The sequence below is a fragment of the Bacillota bacterium genome (assembly GCA_013178415.1).
Taxonomy (GTDB): Bacteria; Bacillota; SHA-98; order Ch115; family Ch115; genus Ch115.
This window is the reverse complement of record JABLXA010000015.1, coordinates 50,689-73,217: the sequence shown is the minus strand read 5'-3', so window position 1 is coordinate 73,217 and position 22,529 is coordinate 50,689. Positions and strand designations below refer to the sequence as shown.

Sequence of the window (22,529 nt, the reverse complement as noted above, 5' to 3'; positions counted from 1 at the left end):
CCGCTCTGCTTCCAAACGCTCCATATCTAAGGACATTTTACAGCAACCCCCTCTGTATGTATTTATACATTCAGATTACCATAAAAAAGAAGGCCGTCAATCCCTTTCATAAAAATGTCGTGCACCCCCATATAACGCCTCGCTTGACGCAGTAATTGAAATATGCCTTGAGGTATATCAGGTAAAGGTTGTAACTTGCGGGTTTGAGTTTCTGCGCCATGTATTGGTACACAGAAGACAGCAGCTTTTCTTCGCTTTCAAATGTATCAGGAAATTTCTTGAAAAACAGAGTGAGATTGTTTCTATAGTCTCGTAAGTCTCGTAAGGTACGCTCCCTCAATCCCTGCGCCTGCTTCATCATAAGGAAATCTGACAAGATCTTTTCCCAAGAATCGACGATCTTGCTTTGGTTGGAACTTATCCTATCCTGGATTCTTGCCTGGCCATGGCCTGCTGAGGCACTCTCGCTGATCCTGCCCCGCATCACTGTTTTCGCCACAATTACCCCTCCTGTCGAGGGGCCGGAACATGCGAATCAGCGGTTCTTTCTCCCTTATCAGATGTTCTTTAAACTGAACAACTGATTGCCTTTTGGGATAGCCCGGCGGGGTAGGGCCCCCGCCGCCCGCGAAGCGGCGCAACTGACTGATTTTGACGGCTTGTTAAATACTGGTGCGCCTGGCAGGAATCGAACCTGCGGCCCACTGATTAGAAGTCAGTTGCTCTATCCCCTGAGCTACAGGCGCACACTACAATCCTTATTTTACGCAGGTCCGGGCCCTTCGTCAATGGGCGAGATTACCTTAGCTGGATATTCTAGTACGATCTCCAGCCATCATGAGCAACTGACTAATGAACCTGTTTACCCTCCGAGTCCAAGTATGTCATGGATTCTTTCCACAATAGAGATCCTAAATGTTGGTCTGACATCCGGAGAGAATGCCCGTACCTTAAGCAGTACCATGATGCCACGCGAGCTTCTATTGTGGTAGGAATGCACAACCACCTCAGCACTCATGCCGTGGAGTATCTCAATAAGGACTTGCTGGTGATCGGTGGGAACTTTCTTTGTGATATAGGCTTTTGGGCTACCCTATTGCCTTTTTTGGTCTTTTGGGTATAATGGAGATGGATGGTGATGTTATGGGGATTACGGAGAGAAGCAAGGATTTCCTCAGGGAACTCAATAGGCTTTATAGAAGCAAGCACGAGCCCGTCCATTATGAGGAGGTAGCGAAGGGGCTCGGCGTGAGTAAGTGGACGGCTTACGATATGCTCAAAAAACTTGTGGCGAGCGGACTTGCTAGGTTTGAGTATGTATTGAATTGCGGAGCGGAGTCGAACGGGCGCTCACGAGTTGTCTTTGCGCCTGTGGAAGAGAAGGAATCGACACGGCAGGCATCCCTCCACTCTGGCGGATCCTTGTCTGCTATTGACATAATGACGGATTCAATAGACCTTCGCGCAATGCTTGCAGATATAATCGGTCAGCTTGAGTCGCAGGGGAATCTAAGGGCGTTAGGGCCGCTTGTAGATCGGCTTCGCGGCGTAGAGAAGCCATTCACGTATTGCGCATATACTATCGTCCTGTTGCTGGCATGCGCGAAGTTTCTTGGGACAGAGGGTTTCAGGGTGATTGCTAGCATCGTATCTTCGGCAGGTGAGCCGGTTATCGGGCTTACCCTGCTATCGGGGGGTGTTTTAGGGGTCTTATTAACAAAAAGTAGGAAGTCTCTCGATATATCCACCATGCTTGCTTCATGCATCGAGAAATATCATCATTATATTGGTCGCATTAGTGATGAAGACCGTAGTATTTTGTATGATTTCGTAAAAGACACTATGTCGCAGAGTGTGTGATGTGCAGTATGTGACGTCCCGCGTGCGGGTCTGCTATGTACCATTTTTGGGTCTTTTGGGATGATCGCTATTATAGAGACGGTATATCCTATATTCAAGGAATGGGCTGGCTTTCTATGATCAATGTATAATGTATAGGAGGAGGATATTTAGTGAAGACCTATGACCTCATGAAGAAGTACCTGGCAAGCCAGGTAGTTGACCAGACGCTAGCGCTTCTTGCCAAGAATCCTGAGCGTAACCTTGTCACGCTGGCACGCATAATAGAGACGATCGCCCCGACACAGGTGCACAAGGAACAGGTCAGGATAGCACGGAAGGCCTTTGAGGATAAGGATCATGTATGGACGAGATATGCCGTGCGCGCTCTCAAACAGATGAACCCCAATTTCCGCACAAAGGGCATCGTTGATCTCTTTGTGAACGAGATCTATCTTGGATTCCAGGAGCGCGAAAGGTATGAGAAGAGAACGGGGCTGCATGTGCCGTCACTCATTGTCATGAGCCCGACAATGAGGTGCAATCTTCGCTGCACAGGGTGTTATGCGGGAATGTACACAAAACAGCCCGAGCTCGAATTTGAGCTTCTCGACAGGGTGGTAAACGAGGCGAAGGAGATGGGCATTCATTTCATAGTCATCTCCGGCGGAGAACCGTTCGTCCGCAGGGATCTTCTTGACCTCTGGGAGAAGCACGATGATGTGGTTTTTATGGTGTATACGAACGGGACCATGATCGACAAAGACATGGCGAAGAGAATCACGGAACTTGGGAACATATCACCGGCAATAAGTGTTGAAGGGTTTGAGAAGGAGACCGATGCGCGCCGAGGGCCCGGCACGTTCAAGAAAGTAATGGAGGCCATGGATAACCTCCGCGAGGCCGGGGCTGTCTTTGGATTTTCCGCTACATATACACGTAACAACACTGATGTGGTGGGCAGTGACGAATTTATAGACATGCTCATTGATAAGGGAGCACTGTATGGATGGTTTTTCACCTTCGTCCCTGTAGGCAAGGATGCCGATATGAGCCTTATGTGCACCCCGGAGCAACGGAACCATATGCGCGAAAGAGTCCTCCATTTCCGGGCCACGAGGCCAATTTTCGTGGCGGACTTTTGGAATGACGGCCCACTGGTGGGTGGTTGCATAGCCGGAGGCCGTTCCTACCTGCATATAAATGCCCATGGAGATATCGAACCCTGCGTGTTCGTGCACTTCGCAGTCGACAACATCAGAAATACGACCCTCAAGGAAGTGCTAAAGTCGCCGTTCTTCTTGGAGATCAAGAAGCGCATGCCGTTCAACGAAAACCATCTTAGGCCGTGCATGATCATTGACAATCCGCATATACTGCGAGAGGTTGTTTCTTTGTGTGGCGCTCATCCTACCCATGAGGGAGCGGAGTGTGTGACCACGGTTCTTGCCGGCCAGCTTGACGAGTACGCCGAGGCTTATGGCAAGATCGCGGACGTCGCGTGGCAGACCGAATACCCACAAGCAAGGGAAAAAGCCACGGCGGCGGCGAACAAATGAAAGACGACGTTTCCGCACAGGGACCCCGCCTGGTGCGTCACTGGCGGACTCCTCGAATATGTAGCAGTGTCCAGGAATACGCTAAGCGTGCAACTGCGAACGCGCTCGCGCATCCATATGCACTCTACTGCAAGGTGCGGAAATAGTCGGCCGCGATGTGTGTTGCGGCAGGTAACAGCGTCAGATGGCGCCATGAGGCCCCAAAGCTGCATGGGGCAGTGGCAACCTAGTATCATTTATAGAATAGCAGGTGAAACTAGAGCGGCGGGCACCGCGAAAGTATCTCGACCGGTGCCGGGAATAATATTGTGGGGGGACCAATATGATTGACACGGTAAACAAGATCATCGACTTCGGCCTGGGGGCCGTTCTTCTGACGAGAGAAAAGATCCAAAAGGCAATGGACGAATGCGTGAAGCGAGGCGAGATGGGCCGGAGCGAGGCTGACAGGCTTGTGTCGGAGCTAACCAAGAAAGGCGAAGAGGGGCGTGCCCGCCTGAGAGAGGCGGTTCGCGACGAGGTTGAGAAGATCGTCGGCGAACTCGGGCTTGCTACCAAGAAAGACCTGGAAGAACTCGAGATGCGGCTTCGCCAGTAGCCTGTGACATTCCATGGATATCTTGCGAAGCTACGCCCATATCGTGCGCTACCGACAGATAGTGCGCGTAGCAACGAGGTATGGATTCAGTTTCCTCGCTGACATGCTGGGACAGGCCAGGGGAATCCCGAGATGGAGGCGTAAAAGCGACCTGGCGCGCCCCGGCTTATACCGGATGCCCAGGTGGGAACGTCTGCGCAAGGCGCTGGAAGAGCTCGGTCCTACTTTCATCAAGATTGGCCAGATCCTGAGCACGAGGCCGGACGTCGTCCCGCCTGAGCTCGCCTCCGAACTGGAGAAGTTGCAAGACCAGGCCCCGCCATTCCCCTTGCCCGAAGTGGAGTCGGCGATCGTCGATGAGCTTGGCGGTTCTCCCAAGGAAGTCTTTGCGGCATTCGAACCTGAGCCTGTCGCGGCCGCCTCGCTGGGGCAAGTCCATAATGCGGTTCTGAAGTCAGGGGAGGAAGTGGTAGTCAAGATTCAACGGCCGGGCATTGAGAAGGTTGTCCGCACTGACCTTGAGATCCTCAGAGAAATAGCGGCCGTTGCAGCGCGCCGGACAATGCTCGGGAAGGTCTATGACCTCGTCAACACCGTTGACGAGCTGGCAAGCGTCTTATTGCAGGAACTCGACTATACGGCGGAGGCAAGGAACGCGGACCGCCTTGCGGGCGACTTGAGAGCAGACCCGCGCGTTGTGATACCTCGTGTCTACTGGGAATACACCACGAGACGCGTCCTCACCATGGAACGAATTCGCGGCACCAAGCTAACCGAAACAGATAAGGTTGACCTCTTGGGGATCAACAGGTCTGCCGTGGCGTGGATCCTGGCGAATACGATCCTTGAGCAAATACTGGTGCACGGGTTTTTCCATGCGGATCTCCATCCTGGAAATGTTGTCATAACCCCGCAGGGGCAGGTTGGGCTCCTTGATTTTGGCATGGTGGGCCACGTAACCGACGAGCTGAAGGTCGAATTCGGAAACTTCCTCCTGGGCGTCACCGCGAGGTCTGCGCCTCGCGTCGCGGCAGTGCTGCTGAGGCTCGGAGTCGCGTCATCCGAAATCAACATGAGAGCTCTCACGCGGGATATAGACCTTGTTCTACAGAGATACTACGGCGTCCCCCTTGAACAGATCAGCATGGCCGACCTCACAAGGGAGGTGTTTGATGTTGCCTTCAAACACCATATCAGAATAAGAGCGGATTTTTCCCTGGTGATAAAGGCTCTCGCAACCGTCGAGGGAACTGTGCGCCGGGTGGAGCCCGCGTTCAATCTCGCGGAGGCGGCTGAGCCATTTGCAAGACGCCTTATGCGCGAGAGGATGAGACCGGGCCACCTTGCGCAACGCATGACTGAGGTTGCCGGAGAATACTTGGGCTTCCTGTCGACGCTCCCGAAGCAGTTCGACAAGTTACTCGACCTCGCTGTAGAGGGCCAGTTGAAGGGCAAATTGGAAATTGATAACATGGACCGTCATCTTTGGCGGATCGGTGCCCTTGTGAATCGCCTGGTTCTCGGCATTGTGCTGGCAAGCATCATAGTCGGCACAGCGCTTGTCGTGAGTACCGGCCCTCCCGTATTGCTCTGGCGCGTGCCTCTGGCTGAAGTTGGGTTCGTTACCGCGCTGGTATTTGGCATCTGGCTTCTTGTATCTGTCATCCGCTCGGGCAGGTTCTAGGCGATCAGCGCGTTCTTGAAGCCATTCTCCAGGGCTATATTCACCGAATGTAGCAGACGCAGTAGTTGTCCCAAAACGGCAAAAGAAGGAGCCACGGGCGCTCGAGGTTGAAGAAGTATCGAGAATCCGGCGATACCTCGAGAATTCGATGGCATGTTGGAAACTCATTGATATCTTGCGAGTCGGGTGACATCCTGGGGGCCAATTGATCCCTTGAGAGTCCGGCGATATTAGGGTAAACTGATAGGTAAGGTGACGCCCTATATAAACCCTCGGAAGGGACGGGTCAGAACATGGGTTGCTGTTGCCAGCAGCAAGAGGTACAAGATTCTCCAGAACTTGTGAAGAATTGCTCTTTTATTAGCGAATCAATAATGAATGCCAATCTCTGGGGGAATGATGGAGCGCTTCAGAATGAAATGCGCGAGAGTCAAAACGGTCCTTGGCTCATTTCTCCGGAGCCATTCTGGATCTCCCAAGATACTCTAGATTTCTTCGAGATCCTTGGGGATCGTTTATTGGCCTTCTATCGGGCGGCGAACAAGCTCTATTTTGAAAGCGTTCGCGGCAGGGAACCGGACTGGGTACACGAATATCTCGAACTCGGCAAGCCTGAATTAGTCATCGATTATGGAAGAATGAGCCGTTTCAGAAATGACCTCCCCTTGATAATACGTCCGGACATATTCTTGACGGAAGATGGCGCCATTGCGACTGAACTTGATTCTGTTCCAGGCGGGTTCGGGATCTTGGATGCCCTATCCAGATGTTATGAGAAGCTCGGGTTCAGGCTGCCAGGCGGTGGAGACGGAATCACTCGTGAGTTTGCCCAGGCAATGAGGGGACTCGTTCCGCAAATAGAATCACCAGTGCTGGTCATAGTTGTATCCCGTGAATCCAGTAGTTATTGGAACGAGATGGTCTGGTTCGCGAAGTCGCTGCGTGATGCCGGATTTGAAGCATTTGCGGCGCGGCCGGAGGAGATAGGTTTTACCGAGGAAGGGCTCTTCCTAGGCCATGGAAGCTCGAACCAGGTAAAAATCGACATCATCTATCGCTTCTTTGAGCTATTTGACCTCAAGAACATCCCCAAAATAGACCTGCTCCTCTATGCCGTGCGCAAGCAAAAAGTAGTCATCACACCTCCTATTAAAAGCTATCTAGAGGAGAAACTGCTTTTTGCCCTTTTACACCATCTCGCGCTCGCAGGCTTCTGGCGCAAGGAACTTGGCGAAGAGACTTATTCCATGTTGAAGGGGCTCTTCCCCGAGACGTGGATCTTAGATCCCCGTCCGGTGCCCCCGCATGCCGTCATTCCCGGCCTCGAGGTAGGCGGACTCCCAGTGACAGATTTCCGGCAATTGGGCCGATGCACCCAACGGGAAAGGGAATTAGTGATAAAGCCCTCGGGCTTTTCGGAACTCGCTTGGGGTAGTCATGGCGTAAAAGTCGGCCATGATCTTTCATCTAAGGAATGGAATGAAAGCTTAGAAATTGCCCTTGGTCACTTCTACAAGACTCCACACGTCCTGCAAAGATTCCACAAGGCCCGAAAGGTGGCAGCACAGTTTTATGACCTCAAAAATGACCAGGTCACCACGATGGCTGGTCGGGCAAGGCTTTGCCCCTACTACTTCGTCAGCGGCGACAAAGCCCGCCTGGGCGGTGTACTAGCGACAATTTGTCCTCCGGACAAAAAACTCATACACGGCATGATAGATGCTATTATGGCTCCTGCGGCGGCAAAGCGCCCGAAGCCATGTCGTATTGCGCGTTCGCAAAACTAGCCATCATCAGCTATATGGTACAGCCACTCTGGCCTGAATGCCAGCTCCGGCCGGCATCATATGTTGCCAGGAATTTCGGTCCTCATTGATTTACGGAAAAGGATACGGGCTCGGATCGCAAACCTAACACCATGTTGATGAATACCTCAACCAGCGCCGGGTCAAATTGGCTGCCTGCGCATCTCTTGAGTTCCATCAGAGCTGCGTGCGGGCTAATAGTTTCCCTGTACGGGCGCCCGTGGGTCATGACGTCATAGGCATCGATAATCGCTATTATGCGGGATGTAAGGGGAATTTCGTTACCCTTGAGGCCCTGAGGATAGCCTGTGCCATCCCACCATTCGTGGTGCGCCAGAATAGCGTCAGCGACGTGGGCCAGCTCATATGAGGTCTGGGCTATGCGGTAGCCTATTTCCGCATGTTTCTTCATCGTGACCCATTCCTCTTTCGACAGGCTTCCCGGCTTTATGAGAATATCGTCCGGAATTCCGATCTTGCCTATGTCATGCAATACAGCTAAAAGGGCGAGTTCATCCATTTGATTGCTGGATAGTCCCAGGGCCTGTCCCATCCGGAGGGCAAGATCCTGCAACCGCCTCGCATGTTCCTCGGTTTCGTGGGTCCTCTCGCCCAGTGTCCTTTGTAGAGATGAGATGATGGCGCTACGGGCGCTCTTGCCTTCAACCAGCTTGTTTCTGTACATCCTGTCCTCGGCTTCCTTGAGGACTTGCCTGATCTCCTGCCCCGCTTCCTCTTTGGTGGCATACCCCAGAGCGATACTGGGCTGCACTAAATCCCCGCTTGTGCTGGCCAGTGATTGCCTTATCCGCTCGCAAATCTCCATGGCCGCCCTTTCAGTAGTCCCAGGCAATATTATCGCGAATTCATCCCCGCCCCATCGGGAAACAATATCTTCATCCCGGCAGCAGTCCATGAGGATCTTGGCGATGCTGCGCAACAACCTGTCCCCTTCCTGATGCCCAAATAAGTCATTGACCAACTTGAGCCCATTGACATCTCCCATTATGAGACTAAGCGGCAACCGGCTTTCTTCATCAAGGCGTTCCAGCTGCTCTTCAAAATAAGCGCGATTATATAAATCTGTCAGCTTATCATGATAACTCAGATATTTTATCTGTTCTTCCGCGAGCTTGCGCTCGGTGATGTCACGAAATACTAAGATCGCGCCAATGATGTTTTTGCCCCTATCGTGAACCGGCGCCGCGCTATCTTCGATGACCCTCTCTGTTCCATCCAGGGCGACAATGGCCATATGCCCGCTTGATTTAACCGGCTCGCCGATCTCCAGCGCCCTTTCGACAGCGCTTTTACATTCTGCCTGCGTCTCAATATCTATGGTCCGGAGGATCTTGCTGAGAGGCTTACCAACAGCGTCACTTTCGGTCCAACCGGTCAAATCCTCAGCAACCTTATTCATCAAAATCACTCTAGCATCAATATCAGTGACGATTACCCCATCATGAATCGAATGCAAAGTCACGGCCAGGCGCTCTTTCTCCTCAAACAGAGCCTTTCTTGCCCTGTTTCGCTCCGTGACATCCTCTATCTGAGCAATGAAAAGATTCGGATTCTCTTGTTCGTCTTTCACGAGAGATACACTTAGCATCGCCTCGATCGCAACGCCATCCTTGCGAGGATAAAGTTTACCGAGTTGATAGCGCGGGATCTCTCCCCTGAGAAGCTTCTCACGTAGCTCGAGATCAGATCCTGCATCGCCGGGATAAGAGAGATCACCGAATTTGCGACCGAGCAATTCTTCGGGCGTATAGCCGAGCATATCGCATAATACCTGATTCACATGGAGGATCTCATCATCAGGCGTCACTACGGCCATCCCTATGGGAGCGTTATCGATGATCAGGCGAAACCGCTCTTCATACATCCTGCTCAACATCAACTTCTCGTAGTTAGCCCGCAGCTCCTCGAGCATCCGGCCGCGCATCATTATCATGAGGAGTGAACAGGCGATCAAGACACATAAGAAGATAGCATAGAATAGCGAATCGTCAGTTATGTTCCCCATCAAAGATGCAAAACGGAAGCGAAAGATCATGGCATTCCCCAGGAATAGGGCACATGTCAGGATCCCAATTATCACTATAAACTCGGAAGGGACCTCATTAAGACCTTTGATCTTATCCTTCACGAATTATTAGCACCTCGCGGATATTCTGATTCCGGGACCGGAATCAGTACACTCCTCCGTACCATGACAAATATGCTGCATAAGAAGATTATGCTCTCACCGAGCCAGCCGTATCCTATATGGAGCCAAGTATTAGACAGTGTTTTCTCAAACATCAATCCTGTAGCCTTAAGGATTGGAAGCGCAACTAATAGTTGGCCTAGGTTGACAAGTACGGAAGCAATGAAACAAGCTAATATGGATGTCTTTATCGATACATCAAGCAGCAAGACCATCAGAATGCAATAAAAAAACAAAACTATGGGCACGTGGTAGCCCCATGGTAGCCATGATCGAAAAACCATGGTCGCTGTCCCCACTAAAAATCCTACCAGCATCATTTTTCTAAATGGTCTTCTTATGCCTAAGAGTCCCAACCCTGCTATAACCATCATCAGACCGTCTGGGACCGCAAACAGTATCCAAACTAGCAACTTATTACTCATTTTACAACACTCCCGAGAACAAATGGCACTGGGCCGGCCTTAGAACCCCATAAAGCTATGTAACTCAGATTACTTCTCCAGACATGCGGGAGTCTTTGGTTGGTACCCCCACAGCCAGCACGCCCCCGCCACGGAAGCAGAAGCGATGACTGCCAGGCTGGCCACTATGGCGCTGAGGATCAGCTTTTTCATGTCAATTACCCCCCCTTCGAGTTGACCTTTCAAGATAGTCGAAAACCGCCTCAATTCTGGTAAACATGCGATGGCCGGCCGGCGCCACACTCAGCATCTGCCATATGATACCCAGGCAGCTTGCGACGACCAGTGTCAATTTCCCCTGCCGATAAAAAAGTACCATAGCCGCTGCCCATATCATCAGGGTAACATAAGCCCAGAAGCGTAATTTCGGTCGCTGCCGGGGCGAGATGCGCTTATTCTCAGTCTCTGCTGGAGCATATACGTAAATGATGACACCAGATAATACAAATAGGATAATCCCGGGCAGAAGAGCCATAGATCCAGGATCGGCGAGGAAGAGAGTACCTGCTTTTCTGGAGATAAGCGCCACGATTAGCGGTAAAGTAGCGGAGACCAGCATACACCGATAGGGTGTAGAGCAATGAACTCCACCGGTGCTCCAACGAAATACCGAGCCGGTCACAAGTGCCGCCGTTGCCTCTGGCAAAGCCCCGAGCAGCATACCGCCCGCTGTTACTGCCAACAAAATCCCGGTTGTCAAGAAAATGTTATATAATGCGTATTCCGTGACTTCCCGCTGGTCCTGGGTCAGCGAAAGATTCTTGTCAAGTGCCGAAACAATGTGCCTGATCAGCTTCTCCATGATTACATCAAATTCGACATACAGCAATTATTTCCTTCAAGACCTTATTTGCTCAGACCAAAAAAGAACGCACATCTTCATTCTGTCTCGGCGGCACCATCAGAAGAGTGAAATGATAGCGTCCATCTTCGGGGTAAATCACCCAGCATTCAGCCGGAAATGCCCATAGATCCAATATAGACAATCAAACCAAGGAATATCAAATATGCGAGGCAGTAGAACACTGTGCGCCTGAGGAGGGTGGCCTCCTCCCCGGGCCTCCCTATGCCTGAGGCTGCAAGGGTGAGATTTTGCAACGAGAGGAGCTTCCCGCCAGTCGCGCCGGTAGCATTCGCGGCTGCCAGCCATATCGTGGAGGCTCCTATGCTGCCCGCGGTGCTGACCTGTAGGTTGCCAAAAAGCACGTTTGAGGCTGTATCGCTCCCGGCGAGAAATGTCCCAAGAGCCCCTACAGCAGGAGAAAGAAGGGGGAACCAGTTTCCCAAGGAGCTGGCGAGCTGTCTTGCCAGGAAGCTGGTCATGCCGGCAGATGACATGACATTCGCCATGGTGACCATGGAAATTGTGAGCATTATGGTAGGGACAACCTGGACTGCTGCATTTGCGAAGGCCTTCTTGAAACTGTAAAGCCGCGCGCCAATGAAGAGTCCGCCAAGAATGGTTGACAAAAATATAAGGCTACCGGGGGTATAGAGAATGTCGAGGGTTATCGTCTTCCCAATAGCCTTTTCGGGAAAAACCCATAAGAATGGCTTGCTGGTGAGAATCCCGCGTAGGTCTGGGACAAGGCGCGTAACAAGGACAAGAATCACAAGGAGTATATAGGGAGCCCAGCAACCAAGAAATTTCAGACTGCCAGCTGATGACAGCCGGGGCTGATATGGGAGTTTTGGCTCCGCCAGTCTCGTATATATTATCAAGAAAACCAAGGTGACGAGGGGGGCAAGGATGGCCGGGAGCTCTGGCCCTATGTGCCATGCAACAAGGGTCTGAGTGAGTCCGAATACGAGGCCTGCGCCCACCGCAGGGCCGAGACGGACAGGCGGTGTTTTCAGCACCAGTGCAATGACAACAGGGACCACTATCGCGATCGGAAGGAGCTGAATTGCGATAGAACGGGTCAAAGACGCGACGGAAAGTCCGGTAACTCTCCCGAGGGCGATAATGGGTATTCCTACGGCGGCATAGACTACCGGGACGGTGTTTGCCAGTAGAGACGTCAGCGCGGCGCTATAAGGCGCAAAGCCCATTGAAACTAACAGAGCGGCAGGAATTACCACAGAGGTGCCGAATCCGGCCACACCTTCCAGCAAGGCCCCGAAGCAAAAGGCCAGGGCTATGGCCTGGATGGCGCGATCATCTGATATACGGGCCAGGCTCTCCTTGATTCCATCTATCGCTCCGGTTACACATGTCACCTGGTAGGCAAAGAGTGCTGAAAATACCGCCCATAGTATAGGCCATATGGCAAAGGCCACTCCGTCCAGCACCGACCAGAAGAAAATGGAAATCGGCATATGCCAGATGACGAGACCGCCAAATGAGGCAAAAAAGAGAGAAATCAAACAGGCGATAGGAATCTTCACGACTCGAGTTATGAGCGCGCAGGCTAACCAGAGAATAGGAAGGAGCGAGGATAACACGAGGGCCAAAGTGCTGACGCAATTCACAATATCAAATCTCCCGATCCATAGCCGGACCTTAGTGGGAAATGGTCGGGGCGAGAGGATTTGAACCTCCGACCTCCTGCGCCCAAGGCAGGCGCGCTAAGCCAAGCTGCGCTACGCCCCGCTATTCATGCAATGGATATTGTAACCCAAGGCGGCCATAATGTCAAATCGAATTGCATTTAGAGCCCTAGCGCGATGGCTTATCTTGTTTTTGATTCCTGGTCCGAGTTCTGCAAAAGTCTTTCCGAATTCAGGCACCAAAAACACCGGATCATAACCGAACCCGGATGAACCGCGAGGCGATTCAGTTATTATTCCCTCACAGGTCCCTTCTTTCACCACAAGTTCTCCACCGGGACCCGCGAGAGCCACAACACATCGGAATCGCGCGGTCCTTTCATGGAAAGGAACGCCATCGAGAAGCCTCAACAGCTTCCTGATGTTCTCCTGATCATCACGGTGCACTCCTGAAAACCGCGCGGAAAATACGCCGGGCTGCCCTCCCAATAGATCAACCTCCAGCCCCGAATCATCCGCCAGGCTGTAATGTCCCGAATAGGCGGCAAGAGTCCTTGCCTTTGCTGCGGCGTTCTCTGCATATGTGGAAGCCTTTTCTTCCACCTCTGGGGCCCCCGGGAAATCAGAAGCCAATGATAATTTGAGTCCCGGAAGATTTAAAATGACGCGGATCTCATCGGCTTTCCCCTTATTGCGCGTAGCCAGTACGAGACACCTGTCATCATGTAGCTTTGACTCCAATCCTCCTGGCCACCTCCCCCAGAACATCCCGCTGGATCGCGATGAGTTGCTCAATGCCGCTCCTGCCGAGCCTCAGCAACTCATCCAGATCCGATCGGGTAAACGGCTCCCCCTCAGCTGTTCCCTGGATCTCAACTAGCCGATTATCCTCGGTCATCACAAGATTCATGTCCACCTGCGCTCTAGAGTCTTCATCATATCTGAGATCCAGGATATGACACCCATCAACGATGCCAACGGAAGTGGCCGCAACGAAATTACTGACCGGGAAGCCATCTCCAAAAGGTGAATCCTGACCATCGGCCCTGAGGTTATCCTCAAGTCTGACTAATGCATCGATCAGCGCGATGAAAGAGCCCGTTATAGAAGCAGTTCTTGTTCCTCCATCCGCCTGGATAACATCACAATCGATCCAAATGGTTCGTTCCCCGATAACCTTGAGATCCACTACCGAGCGCAGCGCGCGCCCTATCAAGCGCTGAATCTCATGAGTTCGACCCCCGATCCGGCCCTTTGATGCTTCTCTTTGAGTCCTTTCCAGGGTAGATCGTGGGAGCATCCCATATTCGGCTGTCACCCATCCTTGCCCCGTCCCCCTCAGAAATGGCGGCACATGTTCATCAATGCTCGCAGAGCAGATCACCTTTGTTTCACCAAGTTCAATAAGGGCAGAGCCCTCCGCAAATTTTAAATACCCCCTGGTGATACTGACGGGTCTCATTTCATCAGGTCGCCTTCCGTCAATCCTAGTCATCAGCAGCCGCTCGCCCTTTCTCTAAAGAAATCCTCGTTACCGTGATTTTATGACGATCCACACCAAGTAGAGAAGACGCCACCCTAGAAAAGCTCACCGGATCGCCTGTAGAGTAGATCGTAAAAGCACCCGTCCTCTCTTTGTTGGGGTTCAACAACTGCAAATCCCGGAGAGTATCATGAACCTTGCGTGCCACGGCCTCGGCCGGATCTACCAGTGTGACCCCTGGTCCCATTATCCTCGCAATGCTTTTTGAAAGAAACGGATAATGAGTGCAGCCAAGCACCAGTGTATCTATGTTGCCCTGCTTCATGGATTTCAAGTATCCCATCAAAGCTTCGAACGCCTCAGCGCTCTCAGCTTTCCCAGCCTCCACAAGGGGGACCAACAAGGGACATGCCTGCTCAAAAATCGCGGCATCTGGAATCTTGCCGCGAATCGCAACACTATAGGCGCCGCTCTTGATGGTGCCTTGAGTACCAATGACACCGATCCTGCCGGAAGAGGTAGCAGCCCCTGCGGCCTCCGCCCCAGGTTCAATCATGCCGATAAAAGGCAGGGCATATCGGCCTCTGAGAAAGCCCAGCGCTAAAGCAGAAGAAGTATTGCACGCCACAACAATTAGTTTAACCCCTTTGGAGAGCAAAAAGTCTGTGATCTCACATGCAAATTGGCGGATTTCTGCTGGCGTCCGGTCACCATAGGGTACCCTCGCGGTATCCCCTAGATATGCTATATCCTCATTTGGCATCAAACGCTGTATTTCGCGCACTACCGTGAGCCCACCGACACCAGAATCATAAACGCCTATTGGCGCATTTTCCAATAGAATTCCTCCGACCTCGAGAAAGCAAATATCATGGCTGATGTTCTAATACAACGTACAATATATTCTATCATAGCAGCAAAGATACCAAAAGGCGTATCATTGAGCGCTTGTGCACTCTTTTGGGCTCTGTTCAGTTCCAGGCTGGGCCGGATCTCGGCGGCTCGAGGTCTGGAGACGATTCCTGAAGAAATCCTGAAGCCCATTGAATATAGCGAGAGCCGCCTTCCCCCTAAATTCCGGGCTCATCATCAGCACTTCTTCCTCGACATTTGACGCAAAGGCAACCTCTACAAGGCACGAAGGCATGGTGACCGTGCGGAGTACAAAGAGGTCTCTCTTCTTTACGTTTCGATCTTTGAGCTTAAGGGCCGCCACAAGCCTCTGGTGCACACAGTTTGCGAGATCACTGCTGCCAGGGACATTATCCATGTAGAATGTCTCGGTACCATTTGGCTCCGGGTTTAAAAACGAATTGGCATGAATGCTCAAAAAAACATCTGCTCCACTCCCGTTGGCCAAACGGGCCCTATCGGTGAGAAGAACGTTGATATCCGCATCCCGAGTCAGTAAGGAGACTGCTCCCGCCTTTTCCAGCAGCTTCGCGAGCCTGAGCGCTATATCAAGATTTACATCCTTTTCTCTTAGCCCAGTCAGGCCAATGGCGCCAGGATCCTCGCCCCCGTGACCGGGGTCGACGACGATCTTTTTATTCCAGCAAAATGATTTCATCATATCCAGGACGATTTCCTCAGTATCCTCTGCATAACGAATGGAATGAGCCAGATAATAAGGCAGATAGAGAGTCACCCTGGCCTTCATCTGATCTAATTCTTCAACATCTATTCTATTGATGACCCCATCTTCCACTGTCATCTTCCTGGAAGGCATGTCCACCACAGTGTCATCGAAATCCATGATCAGGCGATGTGGTGAAGGGAGGTACTCGACATTGCTTGGCGCTCTCCCAGTATACTTCACCCGAACCTGAGTGAAATCATCCAATCGCATAGCGGTAACGCCCACCAGCCGGAAGCCAAAATCTACGACGACTTTACCTGGTTCATCCTCTGATGAATATACCCTGAACCTGGTATCCTTTTGAAGGTCAATCACGACACGGGCAACCCCTGGTGAATTCTGCCCGGCTCTTATTTGCTTGATTATTGTCTGATCGTCAGGGATGACCTTATCTATCCCGATCAGAGTGGTATCCGGAAAATCTAATGCAATCCGATCAGGCCCTGCGAGAACTGTCGTTTTGTATTCTAGCTGCCCGTCTCCCTCTATCGTCACCCTTTGGCGCCCATCGGATCCATCCCATCTGATTCCGGTAAGCCTGCGGTTGAAGATCACATGAAGTCTTTCGCCATGTTCACCTGCGGGCTGGATCTGGTAGCCTGCTGAGCTCTCCAGGTCAAATACTATCCTTACGGCTTGAGGCGTAAATTGCGCAATCCTCAGGCTTTTCACGATCCCATCGGCCACCGGGATGCTCTTTGGAATCATGCCCGGCTGGCCCAACTGACATTTATCAAGATCCAAAACCAGTCTATCCGGATTCGACAGGGAAAAGCTCTTGTAGCTCAGGGGACCGGATGCTTCGATAACAGCTTGTCCACGCCCCTCGACATGTTGAAAGGATACCGACATGATACGGCATTTTTCGCCACTGCCGCCTGCAGCATGCGCCTTTGTCAAGGGAATAAAGACAGCTATCAGTATAGTCGATAGAACAATTAACCTGGCATGCCACGATTTGCCATTTATGCTTAGGACTCGCCTGTACATGGGGTCAGAAGCCTCCTAGAATTTCTCCTACCCCTTACAGGCTTCGACTTTGTTCTACAATTTCCTTCCGCATGCCAAAAATCGGGGGCAAATAACATGAACTATTGGGGCGCCGGACTAGACCTGTGCTCCAAATCCCTTTTCCGCCCCTTCTATCCCCTTTTTGACTCCATACTTGATCCAGGCAATGGCCTGCTTTATACCCATGGTCAGGCCGAGGCTCGCCCCGTAACCGAAACTTGTCCAGGAGCTATCAGCAATCCCTAACATAACTGGCAGCGACATGCATGCAAATAAAGAACTTGCATATTTGTGGCGCGTCAGCACAAACGCCGTGAACCAGAGGATCCCTACGATCAACATGGGAGTAACCGCGATGAAAGCCAAGCCTCCAATGCAAGTGGCGAGTCCGCCACCTCCTTGAAATCTAAGCCAGATAGACCAGTTATGGCCTATCATCGCAAACAAGAGGGCAAGAAGAGCAGCCTGTGGAAAATCTGACGACATAACTCTCGCGATAAATACCGCAAATGTGCCTTTGGCGGCATCACATATGCCGGTCAAAAGACCCGGGATAACTCCGACCTGCCTTATTGTATTCACTGTCCCTACATTGCCGGTTCCCACGCGTCTTATGTCAATGCCTTTAAAGAGCCGCCCGAAGATGTAAGCCGACGGAATTGACCCCAGGAAGTAGCTTATGATGGCCAAATAGATGGTCTTCATCTTTAGCCGCCTCCAATTATTTATTCTATCTATAATATACTTTCTTCTCAAACTCGGCTTGATCCTCCTATCCAAACCGTAACAAATAGTTCAATCCCTCTCTCTGTGCAGCCAAAGCCATACAATTGCCAAATTCGTTCCAGAATTTGTATTGACCTTCCTGGCGGGACTATAGTATAATTTCATTTAATTCAAGCTTCCAAGCTTATAGATTCTTCATCGATCCTTCCATGATGATCAGGGGGTGGTGGGCGACAAAGAAGCAAGACCATTTACCGCAGTTGCTATGTTTTCATGTTTTTCCGTACTTCCCTCAATTTGACAACCATCAAATCTTGGCGACACAAGATAAGAGGAGGAACTAGAAGTGAGAAGAGTTCTTAACCTTGTTGTCGCGCTTGTGATATTGCTTTCACTTGCGCTACCCGCTCTCGGAGCCCAACCTATCAAGATCGGCTGCAACCTGGAGATGACCGGGGGAACGGCCTCATATGGACAAATGGGCTGGGAAGGCATAGAAGTCATCCAGGAGTTGGTCAAGCCCGAAGTGCTTGGAAGACCCATAGGGTTCATTTGCGTCGATAACAAGACCGATAGGGTCGAGGCTGCTAATGCCACGAGCCGGCTCATCGAAAAGGATAAGGTCGTTGCGATCATAGGGCCTATGATCAGCGGCAACATGCTGGCAGCGGGTCCAATCGCGGAAAAGTATAAGATCCCCATAATTGGGCCAAGCACAACTAATCCTCTGACGACCCAGGGTAAGCAATACGTCTTCAGGGCATGCTTCATTGATCCTTTCCAGGGAACGATCGCGGCGAAATTCGCTCACGATAAACTTAAGGCACGTTCAGCGGCTATATTGTCTGATGTGTCTAATGACTACTGTGTCGCCCTTGGAAAATATTTCGAGAAAGAATTCACTCGCCTGGGCGGTAAGATCCTGACAACTCTTTACATAAGGCAAGGAGATCAGGATTTCTCTGCGCAGCTCACACAGATCAAGACTCTGAACCCCGATATCATCTATATGCCCAACTATTATACGGAAATCGCCCTGGCCGTCAGACAGGCTCGCGACCTCGGCATCACGCAGCCCGTTCTGTCAGGTGATGGCGCTGATGCACCTGAATTGATTCAAATCGGCGGTTCAGCTGTCGAGGGACTCATGCATACAGCACACTGGCATGAGAAAGCTGCGATGACTGATATAGGCAAGAAGTATATCGCGAAATACAAGGAAAAGTACGGCAAAGCACCTAATGCCTTTGGCGCGCTGGCCGCGGATGCGTATCTGATCTTACTGGACGCCATCAAACGGGCCGGCTCTACCGATCCCAAGAAGATTCGCGATGCCATCGAGGCTACCAAGGGTCTTGATGTTGTGACAGGACGTATAACCATTGAGAAAGGCGATGTCATCAAACCCGCAGTCATACGGAAGGTCCATAACGGCGACTTCCAGTATCTCGACACAGTCAATCCGTAAGTCGGAGGAGAGCCAGACGCTGAAACCGCGCGGGATTCACGCCGGGAGAGCGGTCTGGCCTCTTTTATCAAATATCTAAAACAGTACCATGAAGGAAGCTCATGCTATGACCTTATCAATATTTGTTCAACAACTTCTGAATGGGATCTCTCTGGGCGGTCTTTACGGCCTCATTGCGATCGGTTATACCATGGTATATGGAATTCTAAGGCTGATAAACTTCGCCCACGGGGACGTCTTTATGCTTGCTACATATTTTGCTTATTATCTTGTGGGAATCTACATGTTGCCATGGTGGCTCGGCATAGCCCTGACTATACTCTTGACTGCCCTGGTGGGCGTCAGCATAGATAGAGTTGCATACAGGCCTCTTAGGAACGCCCCAAGGATATCGGCATTGATTACCGCAGTTGGTGTCTCCTTTCTCATCGAAAACGGGGGCATAGTCGTGCTGGGCGCGAGGCCTAAGGGATTCCCGAGGCCTGAAATAATGGGGAAGGTGTATAGCATCGCCGGTGCACATATCATCGGGGTGTCTGTCTGGGTTCCAATTTTGACTATTCTCATCCTTGGCGCTTTGATGTTCATCGTATATCGAACGAAGATCGGGACCGCCATGCGTGCCGTATCTACCGACATTGATACAGCCAGATTGATGGGGGTGAATGTAGATCAGGTCATCTCGTTCACATTCGCCATCGGGTCAGCCCTGGCAGCAGCAGGCGGCATTATGTGGGCATTTAAGTTCCCCCAGATCAATCCTTTGATGGGCATATTGCCTGGCTGGAAAGCCTTTACCGCGGCAGTCGTGGGCGGCATAGGCAATATCACGGGGGCTATGATCGGGGGGCTTGTCATAGGGATCGCTGAGATCATGGTCGTTGCATTTCTGCCATGGCTTTCCGGCTATAGAGATGCCTTTATCTTTGTGATCCTGATAGCTTTCCTCCTGTTTAGACCTACGGGTCTTCTGGGGGAATCCCTAAAAGAGAAGGTGTAGGTGCCTGTGAGAAATCGTGATATCGCGCTTAATACGGCATTGATTATATGCATAGCCCTATTCGTATGGTGGGCGCAGGGGCATCTAAACCCATATTTCCTCAGGGTCTTGAATACGGCTGCTATTTATGTGGTGGCTGCTGTAAGCTACAACCTGATAAATGGCGTGACAGGACAATTCTCATTGGGCCCTAATGCATTCATGGCATTGGGCGGATTCATGGTAGCCCTATTGATGTTGCCCCTACCCCAGAAAGAGATGGTCTACTTCCTGCAGCCACTCATGTGGCCGTTTAGCGCATTTTCGCTCCCGCCTTCTATGTTTATGTTATCGCTAATAGCCGCCGGCCTCATTGCAGTAATCGGCGCTTTGATAATCGGCACACCATGCCTGAGGTTGCGGGGCGATTACCTCGCTATCGCCACATTTGGCTTTGGGGAGATAGTGATCGTCTTAGCTAATAATGCCATATCATTGACCAATGGAGCGCTGGGCATAAAGGGCATTCCTGAATATTCAACATTACCCTGGACAGCCGGATGGGCCGTGGCGACGGTGATCATCATGCGGAATCTAGTAAATTCTTCCTATGGCCGCGCGATGAAAGCCATACGAGAAGACGAGATTGCAGCCGAGGCCATGGGAATAGATGTCTTCCGCGTGAAGATGCTGGCTTTCTGCGTAAGTGCCTTTTTTGCAGGAGTGTCAGGCGGCCTGCTTGTCACCCTGATAACCACGGTTTCGCCGAGTCTATTCATGTTTACGATGACGTTCAATCTCCTTATCATCATCGTCCTGGGAGGGCTCGGCAGTGTGACGGGATCTACCATCACGGCCATAATCTTCGCTTTCTTGCAGGAAATTCTCCGGAGCGTGGAGGCCCCCATGAACATTGGACCGATCCATATCCCCGGAATCACAGGAATGCGAATGATAGTCTTCTCCGTCATGCTGATTTTGGCAATGCTATTCTACAGGCGTGGGCTTTTCGGTCAGGAAGAGCTGTCATGGGATGGCCTGATTTCCTTTGTTCAGAACCTCCGGGGAAGGAGGGGGAAACATGAGCAAGCTAGAGCTTGACCATGTAACCGTAAGGTTTGGGGGGCTCATAGCAGTAAACGACTTGCAGATGTCCATTAAAGAAGGGGAGCTTGTAGGCCTCATCGGCCCCAACGGGGCAGGTAAGACGACTGTCTTCAACGCCATAACCGGCCAATTCCCGCCGACCAGCGGCAGGATATTCTTCGAGGGAAAGGATATAACAGGACTTCCACCTCATATTATAACTACCCTCGGAATCGCGCGGACTTTCCAAAATGTGAGGCTTTTTGGCGGCCTCCCGGTGATCGATAACGTGCTTGTTTCGTATCACCCTCATATCAGGTCGTCATTCTTTGAAGCTATTTTACGTTCGCCGCGGTATCTTCGCGAGGAGACAAACATGAGGGATCATGCAATGGAACTCCTCAGGCGGATTGGCCTGGACCATCTCGCCCGCGAACGGGCGGGCAATCTACCTTACGGGCAGCAAAGGCGCCTTGAAATAGCAAGGGCTCTGGCCACATCACCGAAGTTATTGCTCCTCGATGAACCGGCAGCAGGAATGAACCCTGCAGAGACTCTCCAACTCATGGATTTCATCAGGGAAATCAAAGATGAGTTTGGCCTTACCATTTTACTCATCGAGCATGATATGAAAGTTGTAATGGGCATTTGCGAGAGGATACGGGTGATTGATTACGGTATATCTATTGCCGAAGGGTCTCCTAGTGAAATCCAAAGCAACGCCAGAGTTATTCAGGCATATTTAGGAGAGGAGGCCAACGCATATGCTTGAACTTTCTGATCTCCATGTATATTACGGAGGAATTCACGCCTTAAAAGGCGTCTCCATACGGGTGCCAGCAGGTTCGGTGGTGACATTGATCGGCGCCAATGGGGCTGGCAAGACTACCATGTTGAAGACGATATCCGGTCTCGTTCGCCCTAAGAGCGGCGCGATCAAGCTTCATGGCGAAGACATTACCGGAGAACCGGCTCAAAAGATAGTGAACAAGGGGATCGCGCTGGTGCCAGAGGGAAGGCGAATCTTTCGTAATCTCAGCGTGCTCGAGAACCTTATGATGGGAGCGTATCAGAGGAAGGATCGCAAGGCCGTAGCAGAAGACCTTGAATGGGTATTCTCCCTGTTCCCTCGCCTCAAGGAAAGGAGGAAGCAGAAAGGAGGCACCCTCTCTGGAGGAGAGCAGCAGATGCTCGCCATTGGCAGGGCCCTTATGTCTTCCCCCACAGTGTTGGCACTTGATGAGCCTTCTTTGGGACTTGCGCCCTTATTGGTTCAGGAAGTCTTTGAGATACTGAAGCAAATCCACGATCAGGGCAAGACAATACTCTTGGTGGAGCAAAATGCCAAAGCGGCACTTAAACTGGCGGACTACGCCTACGTAATAGAAACAGGGACTATCCCCATCAAGGGGACCGGCCAGGAACTTCTGGAAAATGATTCTGTAAGGGCCGCGTATTTGGGTGAACAATAGCTCATTCGAGGGGAGAT

General features: G+C 51.4%; 21 protein-coding genes and 2 tRNA genes. 10 read left to right on the top strand and 13 right to left on the bottom strand.

All coding sequences use genetic code 11. The features are described from left to right. Positions 1-106: 106 nt before the first annotated feature. Positions 107-499, bottom strand: a complete 393-nt coding sequence (locus tag HPY52_12135) for a hypothetical protein (GenBank protein NPV81000.1) — start codon at positions 497-499, stop codon at positions 107-109. Between the two features lie 171 nt (positions 500-670). After that, positions 671-746: transfer RNA gene (locus HPY52_12130), tRNA-Arg, on the bottom strand. Positions 747-1,143: 397 nt separating this feature from the next. Here HPY52_12130 and HPY52_12125 point away from each other — a divergent pair. The 5 genes from HPY52_12125 (at position 1,144) to HPY52_12105 (ending at position 7,467) form a co-directional block, all read left to right on the top strand. Continuing rightward, positions 1,144-1,860: a hypothetical protein gene (locus HPY52_12125; GenBank protein NPV80999.1), complete on the top strand. Its 717-nt coding sequence runs from the start codon at positions 1,144-1,146 to the stop codon at positions 1,858-1,860. Positions 1,861-2,030: 170 nt separating this feature from the next. After that, positions 2,031-3,398: a radical SAM protein gene (locus HPY52_12120; protein ID NPV80998.1), complete on the top strand. Its 1,368-nt coding sequence runs from the start codon at positions 2,031-2,033 to the stop codon at positions 3,396-3,398. Between the two features lie 322 nt (positions 3,399-3,720). Beyond that, positions 3,721-3,996, top strand: a complete 276-nt coding sequence (locus HPY52_12115; GenBank protein NPV80997.1) for a polyhydroxyalkanoate synthesis regulator — start codon at positions 3,721-3,723, stop codon at positions 3,994-3,996. Between the two features lie 22 nt (positions 3,997-4,018). After that, entirely contained in the window at positions 4,019-5,680 is a 1,662-nt protein-coding gene (locus HPY52_12110) for an AarF/ABC1/UbiB kinase family protein (GenBank protein ID NPV80996.1), read from the top strand. A 374-nt stretch (positions 5,681-6,054) separates the two neighbouring features. Continuing rightward, on the top strand, positions 6,055-7,467 hold the full coding sequence (locus HPY52_12105; GenBank protein NPV80995.1) for a hypothetical protein: 1,413 nt from the start codon (positions 6,055-6,057) through the stop codon (positions 7,465-7,467). An 82-nt stretch (positions 7,468-7,549) separates the two neighbouring features. On the opposite strand, the gene HPY52_12100 is transcribed toward HPY52_12105, so the two are convergent. The 11 genes from HPY52_12100 to HPY52_12050 all read right to left on the bottom strand — a co-directional run bounded on the left by HPY52_12100 (position 7,550) and on the right by HPY52_12050 (position 17,486). Next, positions 7,550-9,634: a PAS domain S-box protein gene (locus tag HPY52_12100; GenBank protein NPV80994.1), complete on the bottom strand. Its 2,085-nt coding sequence runs from the start codon at positions 9,632-9,634 to the stop codon at positions 7,550-7,552. Continuing rightward, the gene (locus tag HPY52_12095; protein NPV80993.1) at positions 9,631-10,119 is read right to left on the bottom strand and encodes a hypothetical protein; all 489 of its coding nucleotides are present in this window, start codon (positions 10,117-10,119) and stop codon (positions 9,631-9,633) included. Before HPY52_12095 ends, HPY52_12100 begins: the two co-directional genes overlap by 4 nt. 69 nt (positions 10,120-10,188) lie before the next feature. After that, on the bottom strand, positions 10,189-10,311 hold the full coding sequence (locus tag HPY52_12090; GenBank protein NPV80992.1) for a cyclic lactone autoinducer peptide: 123 nt from the start codon (positions 10,309-10,311) through the stop codon (positions 10,189-10,191). Position 10,312: 1 nt separating this feature from the next. After that, positions 10,313-10,960 carry an accessory gene regulator B family protein gene (locus HPY52_12085; GenBank protein NPV80991.1) on the bottom strand — a complete coding sequence of 216 codons (648 nt, stop codon included), beginning with the start codon at positions 10,958-10,960 and terminating at the stop codon, positions 10,313-10,315. A gap of 149 nt (positions 10,961-11,109) precedes the next feature. Then, a complete protein-coding gene (locus HPY52_12080) occupies positions 11,110-12,630 on the bottom strand; it encodes an L-lactate permease (GenBank protein ID NPV80990.1) in 1,521 nt (506 codons plus the stop codon). Positions 12,631-12,672: 42 nt separating this feature from the next. Next, a tRNA-Pro gene (locus tag HPY52_12075) sits at positions 12,673-12,751 on the bottom strand. Continuing rightward, positions 12,742-13,416 carry an XTP/dITP diphosphatase gene (locus HPY52_12070; protein ID NPV80989.1) on the bottom strand — a complete coding sequence of 225 codons (675 nt, stop codon included), beginning with the start codon at positions 13,414-13,416 and terminating at the stop codon, positions 12,742-12,744. The genes HPY52_12075 and HPY52_12070 overlap by 10 nt, the downstream gene beginning before the upstream one ends. Then, positions 13,370-14,143: a ribonuclease PH gene (rph, locus tag HPY52_12065; GenBank protein NPV80988.1), complete on the bottom strand. Its 774-nt coding sequence runs from the start codon at positions 14,141-14,143 to the stop codon at positions 13,370-13,372. The genes HPY52_12070 and rph overlap by 47 nt, the downstream gene beginning before the upstream one ends. Further along, a complete protein-coding gene (locus HPY52_12060; GenBank protein NPV80987.1) occupies positions 14,136-14,969 on the bottom strand; it encodes a glutamate racemase in 834 nt (277 codons plus the stop codon). The genes rph and HPY52_12060 overlap by 8 nt, the downstream gene beginning before the upstream one ends. Before the next feature lie 99 nt (positions 14,970-15,068). Continuing rightward, positions 15,069-16,760, bottom strand: a complete 1,692-nt coding sequence (locus tag HPY52_12055; protein NPV80986.1) for an AMIN domain-containing protein — start codon at positions 16,758-16,760, stop codon at positions 15,069-15,071. A 117-nt stretch (positions 16,761-16,877) separates the two neighbouring features. Then, positions 16,878-17,486 (bottom strand): glycerol-3-phosphate acyltransferase, encoded by a 609-nt coding sequence (locus tag HPY52_12050; GenBank protein ID NPV80985.1) that lies wholly within the window; start codon positions 17,484-17,486, stop codon positions 16,878-16,880. 367 nt (positions 17,487-17,853) lie between these two features. Here HPY52_12050 and HPY52_12045 point away from each other — a divergent pair, with 367 nt between their 5' ends. The 5 genes from HPY52_12045 to HPY52_12025 all read left to right on the top strand — a co-directional run bounded on the left by HPY52_12045 (position 17,854) and on the right by HPY52_12025 (position 22,512). Then, positions 17,854-18,975 carry an ABC transporter substrate-binding protein gene (locus tag HPY52_12045; protein NPV80984.1) on the top strand — a complete coding sequence of 374 codons (1,122 nt, stop codon included), beginning with the start codon at positions 17,854-17,856 and terminating at the stop codon, positions 18,973-18,975. 106 nt (positions 18,976-19,081) lie between these two features. Continuing rightward, positions 19,082-19,975 carry a branched-chain amino acid ABC transporter permease gene (locus HPY52_12040; GenBank protein NPV80983.1) on the top strand — a complete coding sequence of 298 codons (894 nt, stop codon included), beginning with the start codon at positions 19,082-19,084 and terminating at the stop codon, positions 19,973-19,975. Next, a complete protein-coding gene (locus tag HPY52_12035; protein NPV80982.1) occupies positions 19,976-21,055 on the top strand; it encodes a branched-chain amino acid ABC transporter permease in 1,080 nt (359 codons plus the stop codon). Further along, complete coding sequence (locus HPY52_12030) at positions 21,036-21,812, top strand: ABC transporter ATP-binding protein (protein NPV80981.1); 777 nt, start codon at positions 21,036-21,038, stop codon at positions 21,810-21,812. The genes HPY52_12035 and HPY52_12030 overlap by 20 nt, the downstream gene beginning before the upstream one ends. Beyond that, positions 21,805-22,512, top strand: coding sequence for an ABC transporter ATP-binding protein (locus tag HPY52_12025; protein NPV80980.1), 708 nt, complete (start codon positions 21,805-21,807; stop codon positions 22,510-22,512). The genes HPY52_12030 and HPY52_12025 overlap by 8 nt, the downstream gene beginning before the upstream one ends. Positions 22,513-22,529: the final 17 nt, after the last annotated feature.